9 protein-coding genes and 1 pseudogene are annotated in these 16,357 nt (G+C 67.5%); 5 read left to right on the top strand and 5 right to left on the bottom strand.

Translation table 11 applies throughout. From position 1 onward, the window contains the following. The first annotated feature begins 135 nt into the window (after window positions 1-135). The 3 genes and pseudogenes from ACGH52_RS06325 (at window position 136) to ACGH52_RS06335 (ending at window position 3,796) form a co-directional block, all read left to right on the top strand. Window positions 136-741: an N-acetylmuramoyl-L-alanine amidase gene (locus ACGH52_RS06325; protein ID WP_076973218.1), complete on the top strand. Its 606-nt coding sequence runs from the start codon at window positions 136-138 to the stop codon at window positions 739-741. Between the two features lie 97 nt (window positions 742-838). After that, entirely contained in the window at window positions 839-2,134 is a 1,296-nt protein-coding gene (locus ACGH52_RS06330; protein WP_399938094.1) for a GAF domain-containing protein, read from the top strand. 139 nt (window positions 2,135-2,273) lie between these two features. After that, window positions 2,274-3,796: pseudogene (locus tag ACGH52_RS06335) on the top strand (aldehyde dehydrogenase family protein). A gap of 91 nt (window positions 3,797-3,887) precedes the next feature. On the opposite strand, the gene ACGH52_RS06340 reads toward ACGH52_RS06335, so the two are convergent. The 4 genes from ACGH52_RS06340 to ACGH52_RS06355 form a co-directional block, all read right to left on the bottom strand. Beyond that, window positions 3,888-4,040 carry a hypothetical protein gene (locus tag ACGH52_RS06340; RefSeq protein WP_399938096.1) on the bottom strand — a complete coding sequence of 51 codons (153 nt, stop codon included), beginning with the start codon at window positions 4,038-4,040 and terminating at the stop codon, window positions 3,888-3,890. Between the two features lie 53 nt (window positions 4,041-4,093). Continuing rightward, window positions 4,094-6,418, bottom strand: coding sequence for a transglycosylase domain-containing protein (locus ACGH52_RS06345; RefSeq protein WP_399938098.1), 2,325 nt, complete (start codon window positions 6,416-6,418; stop codon window positions 4,094-4,096). A 97-nt stretch (window positions 6,419-6,515) separates the two neighbouring features. After that, complete coding sequence (locus tag ACGH52_RS06350) at window positions 6,516-7,109, bottom strand: hypothetical protein (RefSeq protein ID WP_399938100.1); 594 nt, start codon at window positions 7,107-7,109, stop codon at window positions 6,516-6,518. A 277-nt stretch (window positions 7,110-7,386) separates the two neighbouring features. Further along, window positions 7,387-7,812 carry a hypothetical protein gene (locus tag ACGH52_RS06355; protein WP_076973221.1) on the bottom strand — a complete coding sequence of 142 codons (426 nt, stop codon included), beginning with the start codon at window positions 7,810-7,812 and terminating at the stop codon, window positions 7,387-7,389. Window positions 7,813-8,530: 718 nt separating this feature from the next. Between ACGH52_RS06355 and ACGH52_RS06360 the strand changes: the two genes are divergently transcribed. Further along, window positions 8,531-13,003 (top strand): hypothetical protein, encoded by a 4,473-nt coding sequence (locus ACGH52_RS06360; protein WP_399938102.1) that lies wholly within the window; start codon window positions 8,531-8,533, stop codon window positions 13,001-13,003. A 63-nt stretch (window positions 13,004-13,066) separates the two neighbouring features. On the opposite strand, the gene ACGH52_RS06365 is transcribed toward ACGH52_RS06360, so the two are convergent. Then, entirely contained in the window at window positions 13,067-13,642 is a 576-nt protein-coding gene (locus ACGH52_RS06365; protein ID WP_399938104.1) for an SMI1/KNR4 family protein, read from the bottom strand. A gap of 390 nt (window positions 13,643-14,032) precedes the next feature. Here ACGH52_RS06365 and ACGH52_RS06370 point away from each other — a divergent pair, with 390 nt between their 5' ends. Beyond that, complete coding sequence (locus ACGH52_RS06370; protein WP_399938106.1) at window positions 14,033-16,264, top strand: MMPL family transporter; 2,232 nt, start codon at window positions 14,033-14,035, stop codon at window positions 16,262-16,264. Window positions 16,265-16,357 lie beyond the last annotated feature (93 nt).

Genomic DNA, 16,357 nt, shown 5'->3' on the forward strand with positions numbered 1-16,357 from the left:
GGCTCATGTCGTTGCGTCGTGTCGTTGCGTCATGTCGTTCCTGAATGTCGCTCCTTCAGATCGCTCCGTCACGTCGCACGGCCGAGCAGCCACCCCCCACCGGGCCCCGGGCCCCTCCGACGAAAGGGCAATCCCATGGAAAGGGAAAGGACAGCACCCGCTCCGACCAGGCGGCGGCTCCTCAAGGGCGCCGCGTTGGCCACCGTTCCGTACACCCTGCTCTCCGGTACACAGGCCACCGCGCGAGCCCGTGCCGTCGACTACCCCTCCGCGGAGTGGCTGCCGGCGAACACGTCGAACTACAGCCGGTCCAGCCGCCCCACGGCCTACCCCGTCGACTACGTGGTCGTCCACGTCACTCAGGAGACGTACGCCGACACCCTGTCCATCTTCCGCGACCCCGAGAAGCAGGTGTCCGCGCACTACGTTGTCCGGTCCTCCGACGGACACGTCGCGCAGTGTGTCCGCGAGGCGGACATCGCCTGGCACGCGGGCAACTGGGACTACAACACCCGCAGCATCGGGATCGAACACGAGGGGTGGGTGGACCGGCCCGAGTACTTCACCGACGCCCTGTACGAGCAGTCGGCCCGGCTCACCGCGGCGATCTGCACCGCCTACGGCATTCCCAAGGACCGCACGCACATCATCGCGCACCACGAGGTGCCCGGCAGCGACCACACGGACCCTGGGCCCTTCTGGGACTGGACCCGCTACATCAGACTGGTCAACTTCGTCTGACCCTCACCGGGTCTCTTCGGCCCGGGCCACTCGGAACGTCACCTTCGGGTGATCCGGCTGGTCGAACCGGTTGTCCGCGCGTAGCAGCGGAGTCACGATGTCCCCCACCACCACACCGTCCGGGGAGGCCGAGTTGACCGATTCATGGCTGGCTCTGGAACCGGGAGCCGACCCCGCCGAGCGCGCGCGGACGCTGCGGCGGGCGCACGAGACCTTCACCGCAGCGGGGACGGTGCCGCGGCCCGTGCGCGCCGTGGTGGCGGAGTCGTGGCGACGGTCGGTCCGTGCTGGTGTCGGCCCGGACGGCACCGCGAGCGTGGAGCTGATGGACGGTGACCTCGGCGCCTATCGGGCGGAACACCCTCTGTCGCGGGTGATGCCGCTGGTGCGGGAGCTGCTGGGGACGTTCGCCTCCGACGGCGAGCATCTGCTCGCGGTGTGCGACGCGCACGGCAGGCTGCTGTGGGTCGAGGGGGACGCGGCCACCCGGCGCCGGGCGGGACGGATGAACTTCGTGCCCGGGGCCCGCTGGTCGGAGTCGGCCGTCGGGACGAACGCGCCGGGGACGGCGGTGGCCGTCGGCCGTCCGGTGCAAGTCTTCGCGGCCGAGCACTTCATACGCCGGGTCCAGCCCTGGACCTGCGCCGCCGCTCCGGTGCACGATCCCCGTACCGGCCGGGTGCTCGGTGCCGTGGACATCACGGGCGGGGACGGTCTGGCGCATCCGCACAGTCTGGGCTTCGTCCAGGCGGCGGCGCGTGCCGCGGAGTCGCAGCTGGCGCTGCTCACGCCTGAGCGGTCCGGTCCCGAGGCAGCCGAGCTGACCGCGCTGGGCCGTGACGAGGCCCTGCTGAGCGCGGGCGGTCGCAGGGTCCGGCTGAGTCGGCGGCACAGCGAGATCGTCGTGCTGCTGGCCCACCATCCGGAGGGTCTGACGGGCGACGAGTTGCTCTGCGCGCTGTACGAGGACGAGACGGTGCCCTCGGTGACGCTGCGGGCGGAGCTGGCACGCCTGCGCGGCATCCTGGGGCCCGGCCGGCTGGCCTCGCGGCCGTACCGGCTCACGCTGCCCGTCGACTCCGACGCGGCCGTCGTCGAACGCCGGTTGCGGGCCGGGGCGGTGACGGCGGCGGCGACGATGTACGCGGGTCCGCTGCTGCCCGGCTCCCAGGCCCCAGCGGTCGTACGGCTCAGGCGCAGGCTCGCCGACGGTCTGCGCGCGGCGCTGATCAACTGTGGCGATCCCGACCTGCTGGCCGACTGGGCCCACGCTCCGTGGGGGGAGGACGATCTCGACGTGTGGCGCGCACTCGCGGCGGTCCGGCCCACGGCGGCGACGCACTCCCGGCTCGCGGCACTGGAGTCGGAACTGGGGGCGCCGTACGCGGGGTGAGCGCCGCCGGTCGGCGGCCTTCGGGCAGAGCCGCGCGTCGGCAGGCGGCGCGCGCAACGTCCCTGCAACGTCCGGCTTCCTAGCCTCACGCGCAGAGCTGTCCAACGGCGGGCAGCGCTCGATGAGGGAGGCACAGAGGATGACCCGTTACGCGGCACCCGGCACCGAGGGCGCGATCGTCTCCTATCAGTCGCGCTACGACCACTTCATCGGCGGCGAGTACGTGCCGCCGGCGCGCGGACAGTACTTCGAGAACCCGTCCCCGGTGAACGGCCTGCCGTTCACCGAGATCGCGCGCGGCACGGCGGACGACGTGGAGCTGGCGCTCGACGCCGCGCACGAGGCCGCTCCGGGCTGGGGCCGTACCTCGGTGACCGAGCGTTCCGACATCCTGCTGAAGATCGCCGACCGCATGGAGGCGAACCTGGAGCGCCTGGCGGTCGCCGAGAGCTGGGAGAACGGCAAGCCGGTGCGCGAGACGCTGGCGGCCGACATCCCGCTCGCCATCGACCACTTCCGCTACTTCGCGGGCGCGGTCCGGGCCAGGAGGGTTCGCTCGGCGAGATCGACGACGACACTGTGGCCTACCACTTCCACGAGCCCCTGGGAGTCGTCGCGCAGATCATCCCGTGGAACTTCCCGATCCTGATGGCGGCCTGGAAGCTGGCACCCGCCCTCGCCGCCGGAAACGCGGTGGTCCTGAAGCCCGCGGAGCAGACCCCGGCCTCGATCCACTACTGGCTCAGCCTGGTGGCGGACCTGCTGCCGCCCGGCGTCCTGAACGTCGTCAACGGCTTCGGCGTGGAGGCGGGCAAACCGCTGGCGTCGAGTCCCCGCGTCGCGAAGGTGGCGTTCACCGGCGAGACCACCACCGGGCGGCTGATCATGCAGTACGCCTCGGAGAACATCAAACCGGTCACGCTGGAGCTGGGCGGCAAATCGCCGAACATCTTCTTCGACGACGTCTGGGCACGGGACGACGACTTCCGCGACAAGGCGCTCGAGGGCTTCACGATGTTCGCGCTCAACCAGGGCGAGGTCTGCACCTGCCCGTCCCGGGCGCTCGTCCAGCGCGGCAGCTACGCCGAGTTCATGGCGGCCGCCGTCGCCCGCACCGAGCTGATCAAGCCGGGCCACCCGCTGGACACCGACACGATGATCGGCGCGCAGGCCTCCAACGACCAGCTGGAGAAGATCCTCTCCTACCTGGACATCGGCCGCCAGGAGGGCGCCAAGGTACTCACCGGCGGTGAGCGGATCGAGCACGACGGCGAGTTGAAGGGCGGCTACTACGTCCAGCCGACGATCTTCGAGGGCCACAACCGCATGCGGATCTTCCAGGAGGAGATCTTCGGTCCGGTCGTGTCGGTGACGTCCTTCGACGACTTCGACGACGCGATCAAGACCGCCAACGACACCCTGTACGGCCTCGGCGCCGGTGTGTGGACCCGCGACATGAACACCGCCTACCGTGCCGGCCGCGCGATCCAGGCGGGACGCGTGTGGACGAACTGCTACCACGCCTACCCGGCGCATGCCGCCTTCGGCGGCTACAAGCAGTCGGGCATCGGCCGGGAGAACCACAAGATGATGCTGGAGCACTACCAGCAGACGAAGAACCTCCTGGTGTCGTACTCCGCGAAGAAGCTGGGCTTCTTCTAGAGACCCCAAAGGGGGTGCCTGACCAGGCGACTTGCCTCGTCAGGCACCCCCGGCAACGCCGTCGCCGCGGTCCCGTCGACCGGCTGTCCGGTCACCGCTTCGGCCGTTCGCGGTCCCGGCTTTCGAGCTCCGCCAGGTGCTTCAGCGCCGGAAGGGCCGCCATCAGCGCCTCGACCCGGACCAGGGTGGTCGTCGCGGGCTGGGCGAGTGCCTGCGGCAGATATGCCGCGGCGAGCTTCAGCACCTCGCGGAGTCTCCCTCGGATGTGGTTCGAGCTGACACGCGACGCCTGGCGGGCTACGGTTGCCGGCCCCAGTCGGGGAAGAGCGGGTTCTCGGGTTCGGTGGAGCCGCCGCCGTCCGGTGGTGGTTCGGTGGACGGGCTGTTCGACGGCGAGTTCGTCGGCGACTCGGGCGGCTGCTGGGTCGTCGGGTCGGTCGACGGGGGTGCCTCGGTCGTCGGGTCCTTGGACGGGGGCGGTGCCTCGGTCGTCTCCTCGTGGGTCGGCGAGTTGCTCGGCGACGGGGAGGTGGACGGCGACTTGCTGGGCTTGACGGCGGCGCCCTGCTTGGTGTCCAGCTGGAACTTGGTGACCTCGTCCATGACGCCGAAGGTGTACGCGGCCCAGATCTCCGCCGGGGGGCCACCACCGTTGACGCGGTAGTCGACACCGGCGGCCTTGTACATCGGGACCTGCGGGTGCGGTGCCTTGTCGTCCTCGCCGAACAGGCCGACCGAGGTGACCAGACCCGGGGTGAAACCGGTGAACCAGGCCGACTTGTTGTTGTCCGACGTACCGGTCTTGCCCGCCACCTGCTGACCGTCGCGCAGCGGGTTCTCCCGCACCGACGTCCTGGCCGTACCGTCGTCGACCACGCCGGTGAGTACGGAGGTCACCGTGTCGGCGGCCTCCCGGCTGATGACCTCCTCACCGATCGGGTCGGGCATCTCGATGGTGCGGTCCTTGTGCTCGACCGACTTCACGATCTGCGGGGTGACCTTCTTGCCGTGGTTGTCGAGGGTGGCGTAGACGCCGGCCATCTCCAGCGGGCTGGCGCCCATACTGCCCAGGGTCTGCGCGGGCACGGCCTGCTCGCCCTCGGTGTCCATGCCGAGGTCGGCCGCGACCTTCATGACCTCGCTCATGCCGACGTCGATGCCCATCTGCGCGAAGACGGAGTTGACGGACTTGTTCATCGCCTCCTGGACGTCGATCTCGCCGTAGTCCCGGTCGTCCTCGTTGGGCGGTGCGAAGCCGACCTTCTGGTCGCCGTCCATCACGGGGCGCTCGCTGTCGCCGTCGTAGAGGGTGTTGGCCGTGATCGGCACGCCGTCCTGGGTCTCGGCGTCGTGGTCGACGGCGGCGGCGAGGATCACCGGCTTGAAGGTGGAGGCGGGCTGGTAGTCGTCGCGGGTGGCGTTGTTGGTGTAGTGCTTCAGGTAGTTGACGCCGCCGTACATCGCCACGACGGAGCCCGTCTTGGGGTCGACGGAGACGGCACCGGCCTGGACGTCCGCGTCGACCTTGCGCTTGTCGGGGTCCAGCTTGCTGGTGAGTTTCTCCTTGACCGCCTTCTCCAGCGCGGCCTGCTTCTTCTGGTCGATGTTGAGGGTGACGGTGTAGCCGCCGAGGTCCACCAGGGCCTTGGCCTGCTCCATGTCCTCGGCGGCGCCCTGCGCGACGAGCTGCTTCCTGAGCGCGGCATTGGCCGCGTCCACCAGGTACCCGGTCTGGCCGTCCATCCCCGCGGCGGCCTTCGGCTCCTTCGGTGTCGGGAACGTCATGCCCTGCCGGTCGCCCGCGCTCAGCCACTTCTGCTCGACCATGTTGTCCAGGACGTAGTTCCAGCGCTCCTGGACCAGCTTCTTGCCCGTCTCGCTGGCGATCGCCCAGTCGTACTGGTTCGGCGCCTGGAGCAGCGCGGAGAGGTAGGCGCCCTGTTCGACCGTCAGGTCCTCGGCGTCGACGCGGTAGTAGGCCTGGGCGGCGGCCTGGATGCCGTAGGCGCCGCGGCCGTAGTAGCTGGTGTTGATGTAGCCGGCGAGGATGTAGTCCTTGGACTTCTCCCGGTCCAGCTTCAGCGAGATGACCAGTTCCTTCAGCTTGCGCGAGACCGTCTGTTCCTGGGTCAGGTAGTAGTTCTTGACGTACTGCTGGGTGATCGTCGAACCGCCCTGCGCGCCCTTGCCGGAGAGGGTGTTGAGCACACCGCGCGCGGTGCCCTTCAGATCGACGCCCGCGTCCTTGTAGAACGTCTTGTTCTCGGCGGCGACGAAGGTCCGCTGGACGTCCTTGGGAATCTTCGCGAGGTCGACGATCTCACGGTTGCGCTCGCCGGTGCGGGCCATGATGCTGCCGTCGCTGTACTTGTAGACGTTGCTCTGCAGCTCGGCCTCGGGGTTGCCCTCGGGGATGTCGATCATCATGTACAGCACGATGAAGGCGCCCATGCCGAGCAGGCACAGGCCGAAGAACGTGCCGACGATCTTCTTCCACGTGAACAGCCGCCGTATCCGGCCCTTCCCGCCCGCGCCCGCGGCCGCACCCGCAGAACGGCGGCGTTTCGGCGCCGCGCGGCGTCCACCGCGCTGCCGCGCTTTTCTCTCTTCCGCTCGCCCCATGGATCCGATCCGCTCCGCTTCGGTCATCTGTGGACACGCCTCACTCACGCGTCACACAGGTTCGTCGCTCGACACCGCCGACATCACGAGTGCAAATTCAAGCCGACGGGCATTTTTCTAGCGCGACGTGCAGTTCTACGTTTTCCGAGGCGTCGTATGGTTCGCCAGGTTTCGGGCTTTGGCTGCAGATTTCTCCGTGCACCCGAGAAACGTCTTGCTGGTCAACGATACCGTCGGTTCCGTAGAACACGTCAATGAACCGGCTGTTGTACCCCTTCTTCAGTAGCTGGACGTAGGACTTCTCGAAGTCCTTCCCTATGAGATCGGGCGTCTTGGGGGTGGGGACATGGGCGTTCCAATGAGTTGGACACTCTTCCCCGCGCGGGACGGCACCGAAATCAATGGAGTCCGGACCGGCGCCTTCTCTCGTCAGGCAAGCCCGCCACAGTTCTGCGTGTTGCAGATCCACTGTTCGGCCAAGGTCTGTCGCATCTCGGGCGGAGAAGCCGAGGCCTTTCTTGGCGGCTTCCTTCATTTTGACCGGCAGGCTGTCTGGAGGTAGGGCCGTAGGTGCAGGTTCACTTGATGTGGCCGAAGCTGTGCCGTCGGACGAATGGTTCGAGCAGCCCACGCTCAAGACGGTAACTGCCAGAATCGAAGCTATGCTCCTGCCAAGCAATTTCAGTTTCATGACACACTTTCCCGTTGCTGTACGCTGCGCAGCAGCCGCACCGACGATTCCCCGGTGGGTGCGAAACGGTACCGCCTGTGATTGATGGGCTCAACGCCGCGCGGGTCGGCGGGCAGTGGCGAAACCTCTTGCGCTCGCCATGCCCGCCCACCACCCGGCTGGGGAGGGTTCGCAGTGGAACCTGCCTGGTCAGCGGCGCCCGCAAGCCCGCTTGTGAGTCGAGGCCCTGCGGTCAACTCTCAAGCCCGTATGGTCAGTTGGCAGCAAGTTGCTGAGCTCAGGCCCATACGGAGGTGCCGGCGTCGGTGTTCGGGTTGCAGCCGGAACTCCAGTCGAGTCCGCCAGTCGGAGTGCCCTGGAAGTTACCGGTGCACGACCAGATGTGCAGCGGGGTTCCCTCTGCGATGTCCAGGTTCTTCGTGAGGGTCGTGCCGGAGCCGCTGTGGTTCCAGTAGTAGTAGGTGCTCGCTGCGCTCCCGTAGCTGAGGACGCCGATACCGGAGCGCCCGTCTGCCTTGAGGTCAGAGATAGTGAATATCTCACCGTAGGCCTTGAAGTGCGCCTTTGCCGGGAAGGAGCCGCCGACCGGCTTGGCGTATGCCGTGCCGTCCTGACTGACTGCCGCGTTGCTGGTGGCCGCGCTCGACATCGTGAATGCGATGGCGGCAACCGCGATGCCAAGAGCTCTCATGATCTTGTTCATTTCAACTCCCGTGAAACAGGTAGGTGCTTGTTGTAGGTGAAGAGTCGTCCCGGAGGTGGCGCAAGTCGGCAGTCCCGCACGAAGGGATTGACCAGATGTCGCCTGAAGCGAGGTCCCGCCCGGCTGACGTGAACTGACGTACACGTCACCACTTGTGACGGCCCCTCAAGCGGTCGAGCCGCGAGGGACGCAGGGCACAACTTAAACAGACTGTTGAGGTCCTGTGAACCTGGCATGTCGTTTGCGCGGAGTGCAGCCCTCGGCTCTGGGCCGAGCGACGCACCTCTCGTCTTCGCCCGGAGGCCGCACGTCAACTCCGCCTGCAACACGACCAGTTCGTCGTTGCGTCCTGCATCTTCTCGGGCCGGCGAAGACCCCTTCCGTCGCTCGCTGCACAGTCGGATTCAGGCTCCAGTAAATAGATTGCAAAGCCTCTTGTGATGTAGTTGTGACGTACACGTAAGGGATGTACGTCCGTTTCATCCCGTTGTTGTGATGATCTAATGAGCGCCCCAGGGGGACTGAAGACGTCGCGGTGCCCTGCTCAAAGCCGTCCAGGGCAAGGCAGTTGAAAGTTGTTCTTTAGGGAGGGGCGCGACAGCGCAGAGCGTCTGCGCATCGCCGTAGACCTGCCCTGCGTAGAGAGACCTCGTCGAAAGCGCCACCGGACATCAGCGGTGTGTGCGCCGAGTTCAAGCGAGCCAACGAAAGGAAACACATGCACGTGCGTGTCAGACAGAGAAAACGCGCGCTGGTAGTGACGGCAGTGACTGCGATTCTCGCTTCTTCGCTGACCATCTCTGCGCAGGCTCAGGGACCGAAAGTTCCTGACAACGCCGTTCAAGGAGGGAAGAGTCTACCGAAAGCCACGAGTAAGCCCCGTCAGGTCGGCAAGGAGGACCGCGCCGCCGTCCTGGGGAAGAACTACCGCTCCTCCAAGGACGTGGCCCTGTCCACGTCCGGCGATGGCACGGGGTTCCACGTTCTTACGGGCAAGGAGAAGGACGGCTACAAGTTCACCACCGTAGCCACCCTGCGTGAAGAGGGCTTCGCCGCGGACACCTGGCTGGGCAACGCGTGCGTGACCGGGTCCGGGAAGTACGCGGCTGTCGCCTATGCGCCCCGGACGTTCACCAACAACCCCGAGCTGATGGTGCGAGGGGCGTTCACCGCAGTGGTCGACCTGGGTAGCGGCCAGGTCACCAAGCTGCCGTTCACCGCCTCGTTGGCCTACTTCTCTCCGGGCTGCGGCACCGGGGACGATGTGGTGTTCACTCAGCTGACCCATGACGGGGACAAGGAACAGAAGACCCGTCTGATCACCGTGGACGCGGCCACCGGCAAGCAGTCCCGGCCGGTTGGCCTTCCCGGTCAGGTCACCTCGGCTGTCCCGACCCGGCACGGCATCGTCGCCGGTCACGGCAACAGACTCGTCCGTATCAACGGACAGCGGGAGACCGTCCTGGCCGTGACGGAGCATGTGCCGTTCCAGATCGCGGCCGACAGCGGCGACGGCGTGACCTTCATCGACCGGGAAGGCGACAGCGAGAAGGCCAGGGCGAAGTCCTGGGCCAAGCACCTGGATGCCGCCCAGGTGAAGGGCAAGAAGACCACACCGAAGACGGTGGCTGAAGGCAACCTCGCCGACTGGGACCTGTCCGCCACCCCTGGCGGCACGGTGTTCCTCACGGGCAAGGCCAAGAACAAGGGGAGTCTGCCGGGCCCGGTGAAGAATCCGGGACACCTCGCCAAGGGCGCCCGCATGTCCAATCTGGGCCACGTGGGCGTGTCCACCTCCTGGGCGGACGGCAAGACCAGCCTGATCACGCCCAAGGAAGCCAAGCAGGTCCGTGACGCGCGGATCACTCTGGACGTGGTCGCCACCGGCGAACACGCCGAACTGGACGCCACACCGCAGTTGTCCGCCGAACGTGCCGAAGCCGGAAGCCGACTCTCTCCGGCGCTGGGCGTCCCCACGGGGAAGCAGTCGTCCGCGAAGCCGTCGGGCAGCGGTGACAGCAGGGCACTCTCCACGCAGACGGTGCGCACTCAGGCGCTCGCGGCATCACCGACCGGTCCCAGCGAGGGCACCGACGAGCGCTACTGCGCGGTGGCCCGCAACGACGTGAAGAAGCAGGCGTTCCAGCCGACCCCGCGACAGGTGGAATGGGCCGTGGACCAGGCCGTCGTGGGAGAGCTGCACGTTCCCCGGCCGGCGAACTGGAAGAACACCGGCATGGACTCCTACACCCCGCAGGGACTGTTCCCGCCTGTCACGCTGGCCGGTGACCCCAACGGCACCCTCGACAACGAGGACCCGGACGTCACCGACCGCTGGCACATACCCTCGCAGGTGATGCTCGGCATCACCGCACAGGAATCCAACATGTGGCAGGCGACCCGCTTCGCCGTGCCCGGCGTCACCGCCAACAGCCTCATCGGCAACTACTACGGCACCCAGTACGCCTCGGACGGGACGCAGGCAGACCCCTGGCGGGTCAACTTCTCCGAGGCGGACTGCGGCTACGGCATCACGCAGGCCACCGACGGCATGCGGCTCGCCGGGAAGACCAAAGAGGGCGAGACGGCACTGCCGCCCGCCACTCAGGAAGCCGTCGCCCTGGACTACGCCGCGAACATCGCCTACGGCGTCACGATCCTTTCCCGCAAGTGGAACGATCTCCACGGCCAGGAAATGATGATCAATGACGGTCATCCGCAGTGGATCGAGAACTGGTTCTTTGCCCTGTGGGCGTACAACTCGGGCTTCTACCCGGCCGCCGACTCCGCCGGCCACAAGGGGCTTGGCTGGACGAACAACCCGGCCAACCCGCTGTGGAAGGCCAACCGGGTCCCGTTCCTGCAAAGCGCAGCCGATCCGGCTGGAGACGACTACTCCCACGCCGCGCACCCGCAGGACTGGCCGTACCAGGAGAAGGTGCTGGGCTGGGCCGCCCGCCCGATTTCCGCGATGTTCGCGCCCGGCGACTTCCGGCCCGGTTACCTGGCCGCCTGGTGGAACAGCAACGAACAGCGCTCCACGGTGAAGCCGCCGCTGGACACCTTCTGCGACGAGTCCAACTCCTGTGACCCGTCGAAGATCGCGGACGGCGATTCCAACGACCCCGGCATGGGCGCCTGCAAGCTCGATGCGGGCGACTCCGACACCAACCCCCACTGGCTGCACTGCTGGTGGGACAAGTCGGCCAAGTGGAAGGACTGCGACCGGTTGGCCGAGTGCGGCCACCAGGTCCACCGCTTCAACACCTCGTATCCGGAACAGCCGGACGCCAACTCCTACCCGCCGCGCTGCAGCAGCGGCCTGCCCTCGAACGCGCTGATCGTCGACGACGTTCGCGACGGCACCACCCCGGCAGGGTCCGCTTCACGCGGCTGCGGGGCAGTGCAGTCGGACGGCACCTTCACCCTCACCTATCAGCCCTCCGAGGTCATCGACGCCGAGACCGGGCAGACCATCACCACCTATCCGGGGAAGATCGACACGCACCAGATCGGCGCGGGGTACGGGAACCACTTCTGGTTCGCCCACACCCGTTCCCCCGAATCCTTCCCGGAGCCCGGCGACCGGATGAAGGTCACCGGCACCTGGAAGCTCGGTCAGAAGATCACCGAGCACGGCGGCCAGGCCAAGGTCTATGCGCACATCCCCGACCACGGGGCGCAGACCTCCAAGGCCGAATACCGCATCAAGCACGCACACGGCACCACCGTCAAGGCGATCTCCCAGGACGCCAACCAGTCCAACAAGTGGGTGGACCTGGGCGCCTACCAGTTCAACGACACCGTTCCCGAGGTAAGCCTCGACAACTTCAACGGCGGCGACGGCTCCAAGGACATCGCCTTCGACGCCGTAGCGTTCGTGCCCGGGGACTACGACGGCCTGAACGACATCATCTTCCCCGAGGCGGACCCGAACGCGTCCGACGTCGACTTCGTCGGCGCTCAGGACGCCAAGGAAGTCCCCGCCGGTGCCGCTCTGAAGTCGTTGGCGGCCGCTGAGCCGAGCAAGCCGACGTGCGCGACCGGTCGGGACGGGATCAGATGGTGCGGCTCCTACGTCCCCTTGGACGAGGAGAAGGCCAAGACCCCGAACCTGCTCAAGAGCGCCGCCGCAGCCGCTGCCGGGCCCGTCGGGTGGTGCTCGAACGTCAACGGCGCGGCCATGCAGACCAGGACGCAAGGATGTCTGCGCGGCCTGCTTCCGCTGACCGCGACACGCGACGGCGCCCCCGTCGGCAACGCGACGATGAAGGTCGTCCAGGAGATCAACCTCAACCCCAAGTCCAACGTGTTCACCACGTGGACCGAGCTGTCCCTGGTCAACATGACGGGGCTCACCTCCACCACGCTGACATCGTTCGCGGAGGACTGCTGGCCGACCGGTGACTGCACCGAAAGCCTCGGCTCCTGGATCGGCAGCACCACCTGGACCCCCGGTGACACGCACGTCGCCACCCGGACCAACACCTACACCTGGAAGAAGACCACCGGAGGCGAATCGAAGCTGGACTTCACCTGGGACACCATGTGGTCCACACCCAGCGCCGGGGTTCAGGCCGTTCCGAAGTGGAGCAACAGAGCCTTCGATGTCCGCTGTGACAACAAGGTGGGCGGCAACACCGGCTGCGTGTTCCCCAACTACACTCCGACGCTTCAGATGAACACGAAGAAGTACCCGGCCGCTGCCGCGTACTACTGGGTGCTCATGGAGAAGCTGGCCTCCCACCCGGGAAGCGAGCAGCACAACAAGCCGCTGCACCGCCTGGCGGATGACACGAAGGCCAAGGAGAACCGGGACAAGATGTGCATGCTCGCGGTCGCGGAGTGGAATCCACACCCGAACGCGGACGGCACCAGTTGCGACGAGTACCCGTTCGCGAAATCCCGTGAGAGCGGCGGGATGACACTGGCCTCGGGCAAGTCCTGCGCGCAGTTCTACGCGGACAAGCAGTCCGACGGCAGCTGGATGCTGGAGCTCGACAACAACTACCCGTATCCGACATGGAACGAGATCTGCGGCCGCGCCGCAGTTCCTGTCAAGCAGAACACGGATGCCGGCGGCGACCTTGGGCGGTTCACGTCCGAGATTCGTCTGCTCGACAATGACGCGTATTTCGTCCAGACCGGGTTCGAGTACTGCGACATCAAGTCGGTCTGCAACATCAGCTGACAGTGGGACCAAAGGAAGCGTCCTGCCGGATCATGGTGATCCGGCAGGACGCTTCGCTTTCCGTCAGCCCGTGACCCACTCCAGCATGCGCCCTTCATGGACCGAGGGACGACGCCGTGCGGTGGGTAGCGGCAGCGATCCCTCCACCGCGTTGTTCAGGTCGGTCAGCATGGCAGTCATCGACGGCCAGAGCCGCAGGTACTCGGGGTCGCCGAACGAGATTTCGCCGACTTCTCCATAGTGGTCCGTACGGTGGTCGACGAACAGCAGGTCACCGGTGAGGGCCTGAGCGAAGGGAACCCATTGGGTGTGAGCGGTGCGCCCGACCACCTCTTCCTCGTAACCTTCCTCGACCGCTTCGTGCGCCATGACGGAAAGATTCTGATGCCATTCCGTGATTCCGTCGGCATCCAAAAGGCTGTACCCGAGAATAAATGCACCGGGCGCCATGCTGGATCTGGGCGGTGTGACACCGTTGCGTTCCGAGAGGAGCGACTTCAGCTCGGTGTGGAGCGGGAAGCCGACTCGGCTCTCCAACCTGGATACATCACCGTCGGACAATCCTGGGCGGAGTGTGGCATAGTCGCCCGGTGCGTTCTCCCGGAGCCACTCTTCGAATCGACGCCACAGTTCCTGCATGTTGTGCATCCCGTCCATATGATTCCCGCGCGGGACAGCCGAGCTGTCAGTTCCTCCTGTCACCGTAGCGCAGCCGATGAGAAGGCGTTGCGGGAGAACCAGCAACAGATCTGAGAGGGCCCGGGCGGCGTCGGCGAGGCCCTCGTCCTCAGCCGCCGCGGGACGCTGCCCGTGACGGTTGACCGGCCCATCCGCCGTGCCATTCTCGGGGGTTGGCGAACTCTGCCCCGCGACCTGAGGCCGACCCGCTCTCGTCCCCTGGTGGGACCTGCGGAGGGCGTAGTACTGCGGATTCAGTACCGCGCAGTGTCGGCAGCCGGACGACGACAGGACACCCCCCTCTTCAGGAGTCTGGAGGCACCTTCGAGAACCGGATGTGGAGACCTCCCCGTGGCTGCTTTTCTGTATCGAATAGGCCGCTTGGCCTTCAGGCGACGCTGGACCGTTGCCCTTGTCTGGGCGGCCGTGCTGGCCGCCGTGGGACTCGCCGGCATGACCGCGCCGGAGGCGGAGGAGGAACCCTTCTCCATGCCGGGGATCGAATCGCAGGAAGCCTTCGACCTGATGGAGGAGCGGTTCCCCGGCGCCGCCGCCGACGGCGCCACCGCCCGCGTCGTCTTCGTTTCGCCGAACGGCGAGAAGGTCACCGCCACCGAGAACAAGAAGGCCGTCGAGGCCGCGATAGCCGAACTCGGGGACGGCACGCAGGTCGCGAGCACCGTCGACCCGTACGAGTCCGGCGCGGTCAGCGAGGACGGCTCCACCGCGTACACGACCGTGACCTACAAGGTCGACGCCGCCGGCCTCACCGACGCCAGCCGCAGCCACCTGGACGAGTCGCTCGAGCACGCCCGTGACTCCGGGCTCACCGTCGAGGCAGGCGGCGACGCCATGGAGGAGATGGGCGGACCCAGCGGCACCGCCGAGGCGATCGGCATGTCCGTCGCCGCGGTCGTCCTGCTGATCACCTTCGGCTCACTGGCCGCCGCCGGACTCCCGCTGCTCACCGCGCTCATCGGCGTCGGCATCAGCCTGTTCGCCATCACGGCCCTGGCCGGTCCGCTGGGCCTGACCGACACCACCAGCACCGTGGCGATCATGCTGGGTCTGGCCGTCGGCATCGACTACGCCCTGTTCATCGTCTCCCGCTACCGCGAGGAGCGCGCCAAGGGGCGGGCGCCCCAGGAAGCCGTCGCCCTGGCCACCGGCACCGCGGGCTCCGCCGTGGTCTTCGCCGGGCTCACCGTCGTCATCGCGCTCGCCGGTCTCTCCGTCGTCGGCATCCCGATGCTGACCGAGATGGGCCTGGGCGCGGCGGGCGCGGTCGTCGTCAGCGTCTTCATCGCGCTGACCCTGGTCCCGGCCCTCCTCGGCTTCTGGCCCAACGCCATACTGCCCCGCAAGGACCTCAAGGCCCGCAAGGACCTCAAGGCCCGCCGAGCGGGCGGTGCGCCGCGGGAGACGCGCAAGGTCAACGGCGGCACCCGCTGGGCGAGCTTCGTGCTGCGCCGCCCACTGCCCGTGCTGCTCGCGGCCGTCGCGGGCCTCGGCGCCCTGGCTTTGCCGATGACCGACCTCCAGCTCGGTATGCCCGGCGACGAGGCCAAGTCCACGCAGACCACCCAGCGGCGGGCCTACGACGCGCTCGCCGAGGGCTTCGGGCCCGGCTTCAACGGACCGTTGACCGTGGTCGTGGACGCCAAGGACGCCGACGACCCGAAGGCCGCGGCCGAGACCGTCTCCGAGCGGATCGGCGGCACCGAGGGCGTGGTGTCGGTGTCCCCGGCCCAGTTCAACGAATCCGGCGACACGGCCGTCTTCTCCGTCGTCCCCACCACCGCGCCGACCGGCCAGGAGACCAAGGACCTGGTCAACACGATCCGAGGCGACCGGCCCGGCATCGAGTCCGAGGCCGGGGCGACCTTCGAGGTCACCGGGACCACCGCGATGAACATCGACATCTCCGAGAAGGTGCAGTCCGCGCTGGTGCCGTACCTGCTCGTGGTGGTCGGGCTCGCCGTGATCCTGCTGCTGGTGGTCTTCCGCTCGATCCTCATCCCGCTGAAGGCGGCCGCCGGCTTCCTGCTCTCGGTGCTCGCCTCGCTCGGCGCGGTGGTCGTGGTCTTCCAGCAGGGCCACGGCGCCGACCTGCTGGGCGTGGAGACCACCGGCCCCATCATGAGCCTGATGCCGATCTTCCTGGTGGGCATCGTCTTCGGCCTCGCCATGGACTACGAGGTCTTCCTGGTCTCGCGGATGCGCGAGGCGTACGTCCAGGGCCAGCGGCCCGCCCAGGCCGTGACCTCCGGGTTCCAGCACAGCGCCCGGGTCGTCGTGGCCGCCGCGCTGATCATGATCGCGGTGTTCTCCGGGTTCATCGGGGACAGCGACGCCATGATCAAGATGATCGGCTTCGGCCTCGCCTCGGCCGTCCTGCTCGACGCCTTCGTGGTCAGGATGGCGATCGTCCCGGCCGTCCTCGCCCTGCTCGGCGAGCGGGCCTGGTGGCTGCCGAAGTGGCTGGACCGGATCCTGCCCCGGGTCGACGTGGAGGGCGAGGCCCTGACCCGCCCGACCGTGCCCGAGGCGGAACCGGCCGAGAAGGACTTGGCCCGCGCCTGACCGGGTGCGCAGGAGCCGCCCGGGATCGTCCCAGTGACCCCGGGCGGCTTCGCATCGTCCACCATGGATGCCAGCCCCTCACCGAGAGAGCCG

Source organism: Streptomyces sp. BBFR25 (assembly GCF_044590125.1).
Lineage (GTDB): Bacteria > Actinomycetota > Actinomycetes > Streptomycetales > Streptomycetaceae > Streptomyces > Streptomyces canus_D.

Bases quoted from the DNA above. Each gene is read 5' to 3' on its own strand.
- ACGH52_RS06325 (WP_076973218.1), top strand. From the start codon at position 136: ATGGAAAGGGAAAGGACAGCACCCGCTCCGACCAGGCGGCGGCTCCTC.
- ACGH52_RS06330 (WP_399938094.1), top strand. From the start codon at position 839: ATGTCCCCCACCACCACACCGTCCGGGGAGGCCGAGTTGACCGATTCA.
- ACGH52_RS06345 (WP_399938098.1), bottom strand. From the start codon at position 6,418: ATGGGGCGAGCGGAAGAGAGAAAAGCGCGGCAGCGCGGTGGACGCCGC.
- ACGH52_RS06350 (WP_399938100.1), bottom strand. From the start codon at position 7,109: ATGAAACTGAAATTGCTTGGCAGGAGCATAGCTTCGATTCTGGCAGTT.
- ACGH52_RS06355 (WP_076973221.1), bottom strand. From the start codon at position 7,812: ATGAACAAGATCATGAGAGCTCTTGGCATCGCGGTTGCCGCCATCGCA.
- ACGH52_RS06360 (WP_399938102.1), top strand. From the start codon at position 8,531: ATGCACGTGCGTGTCAGACAGAGAAAACGCGCGCTGGTAGTGACGGCA.
- ACGH52_RS06365 (WP_399938104.1), bottom strand. From the start codon at position 13,642: ATGCAGGAACTGTGGCGTCGATTCGAAGAGTGGCTCCGGGAGAACGCA.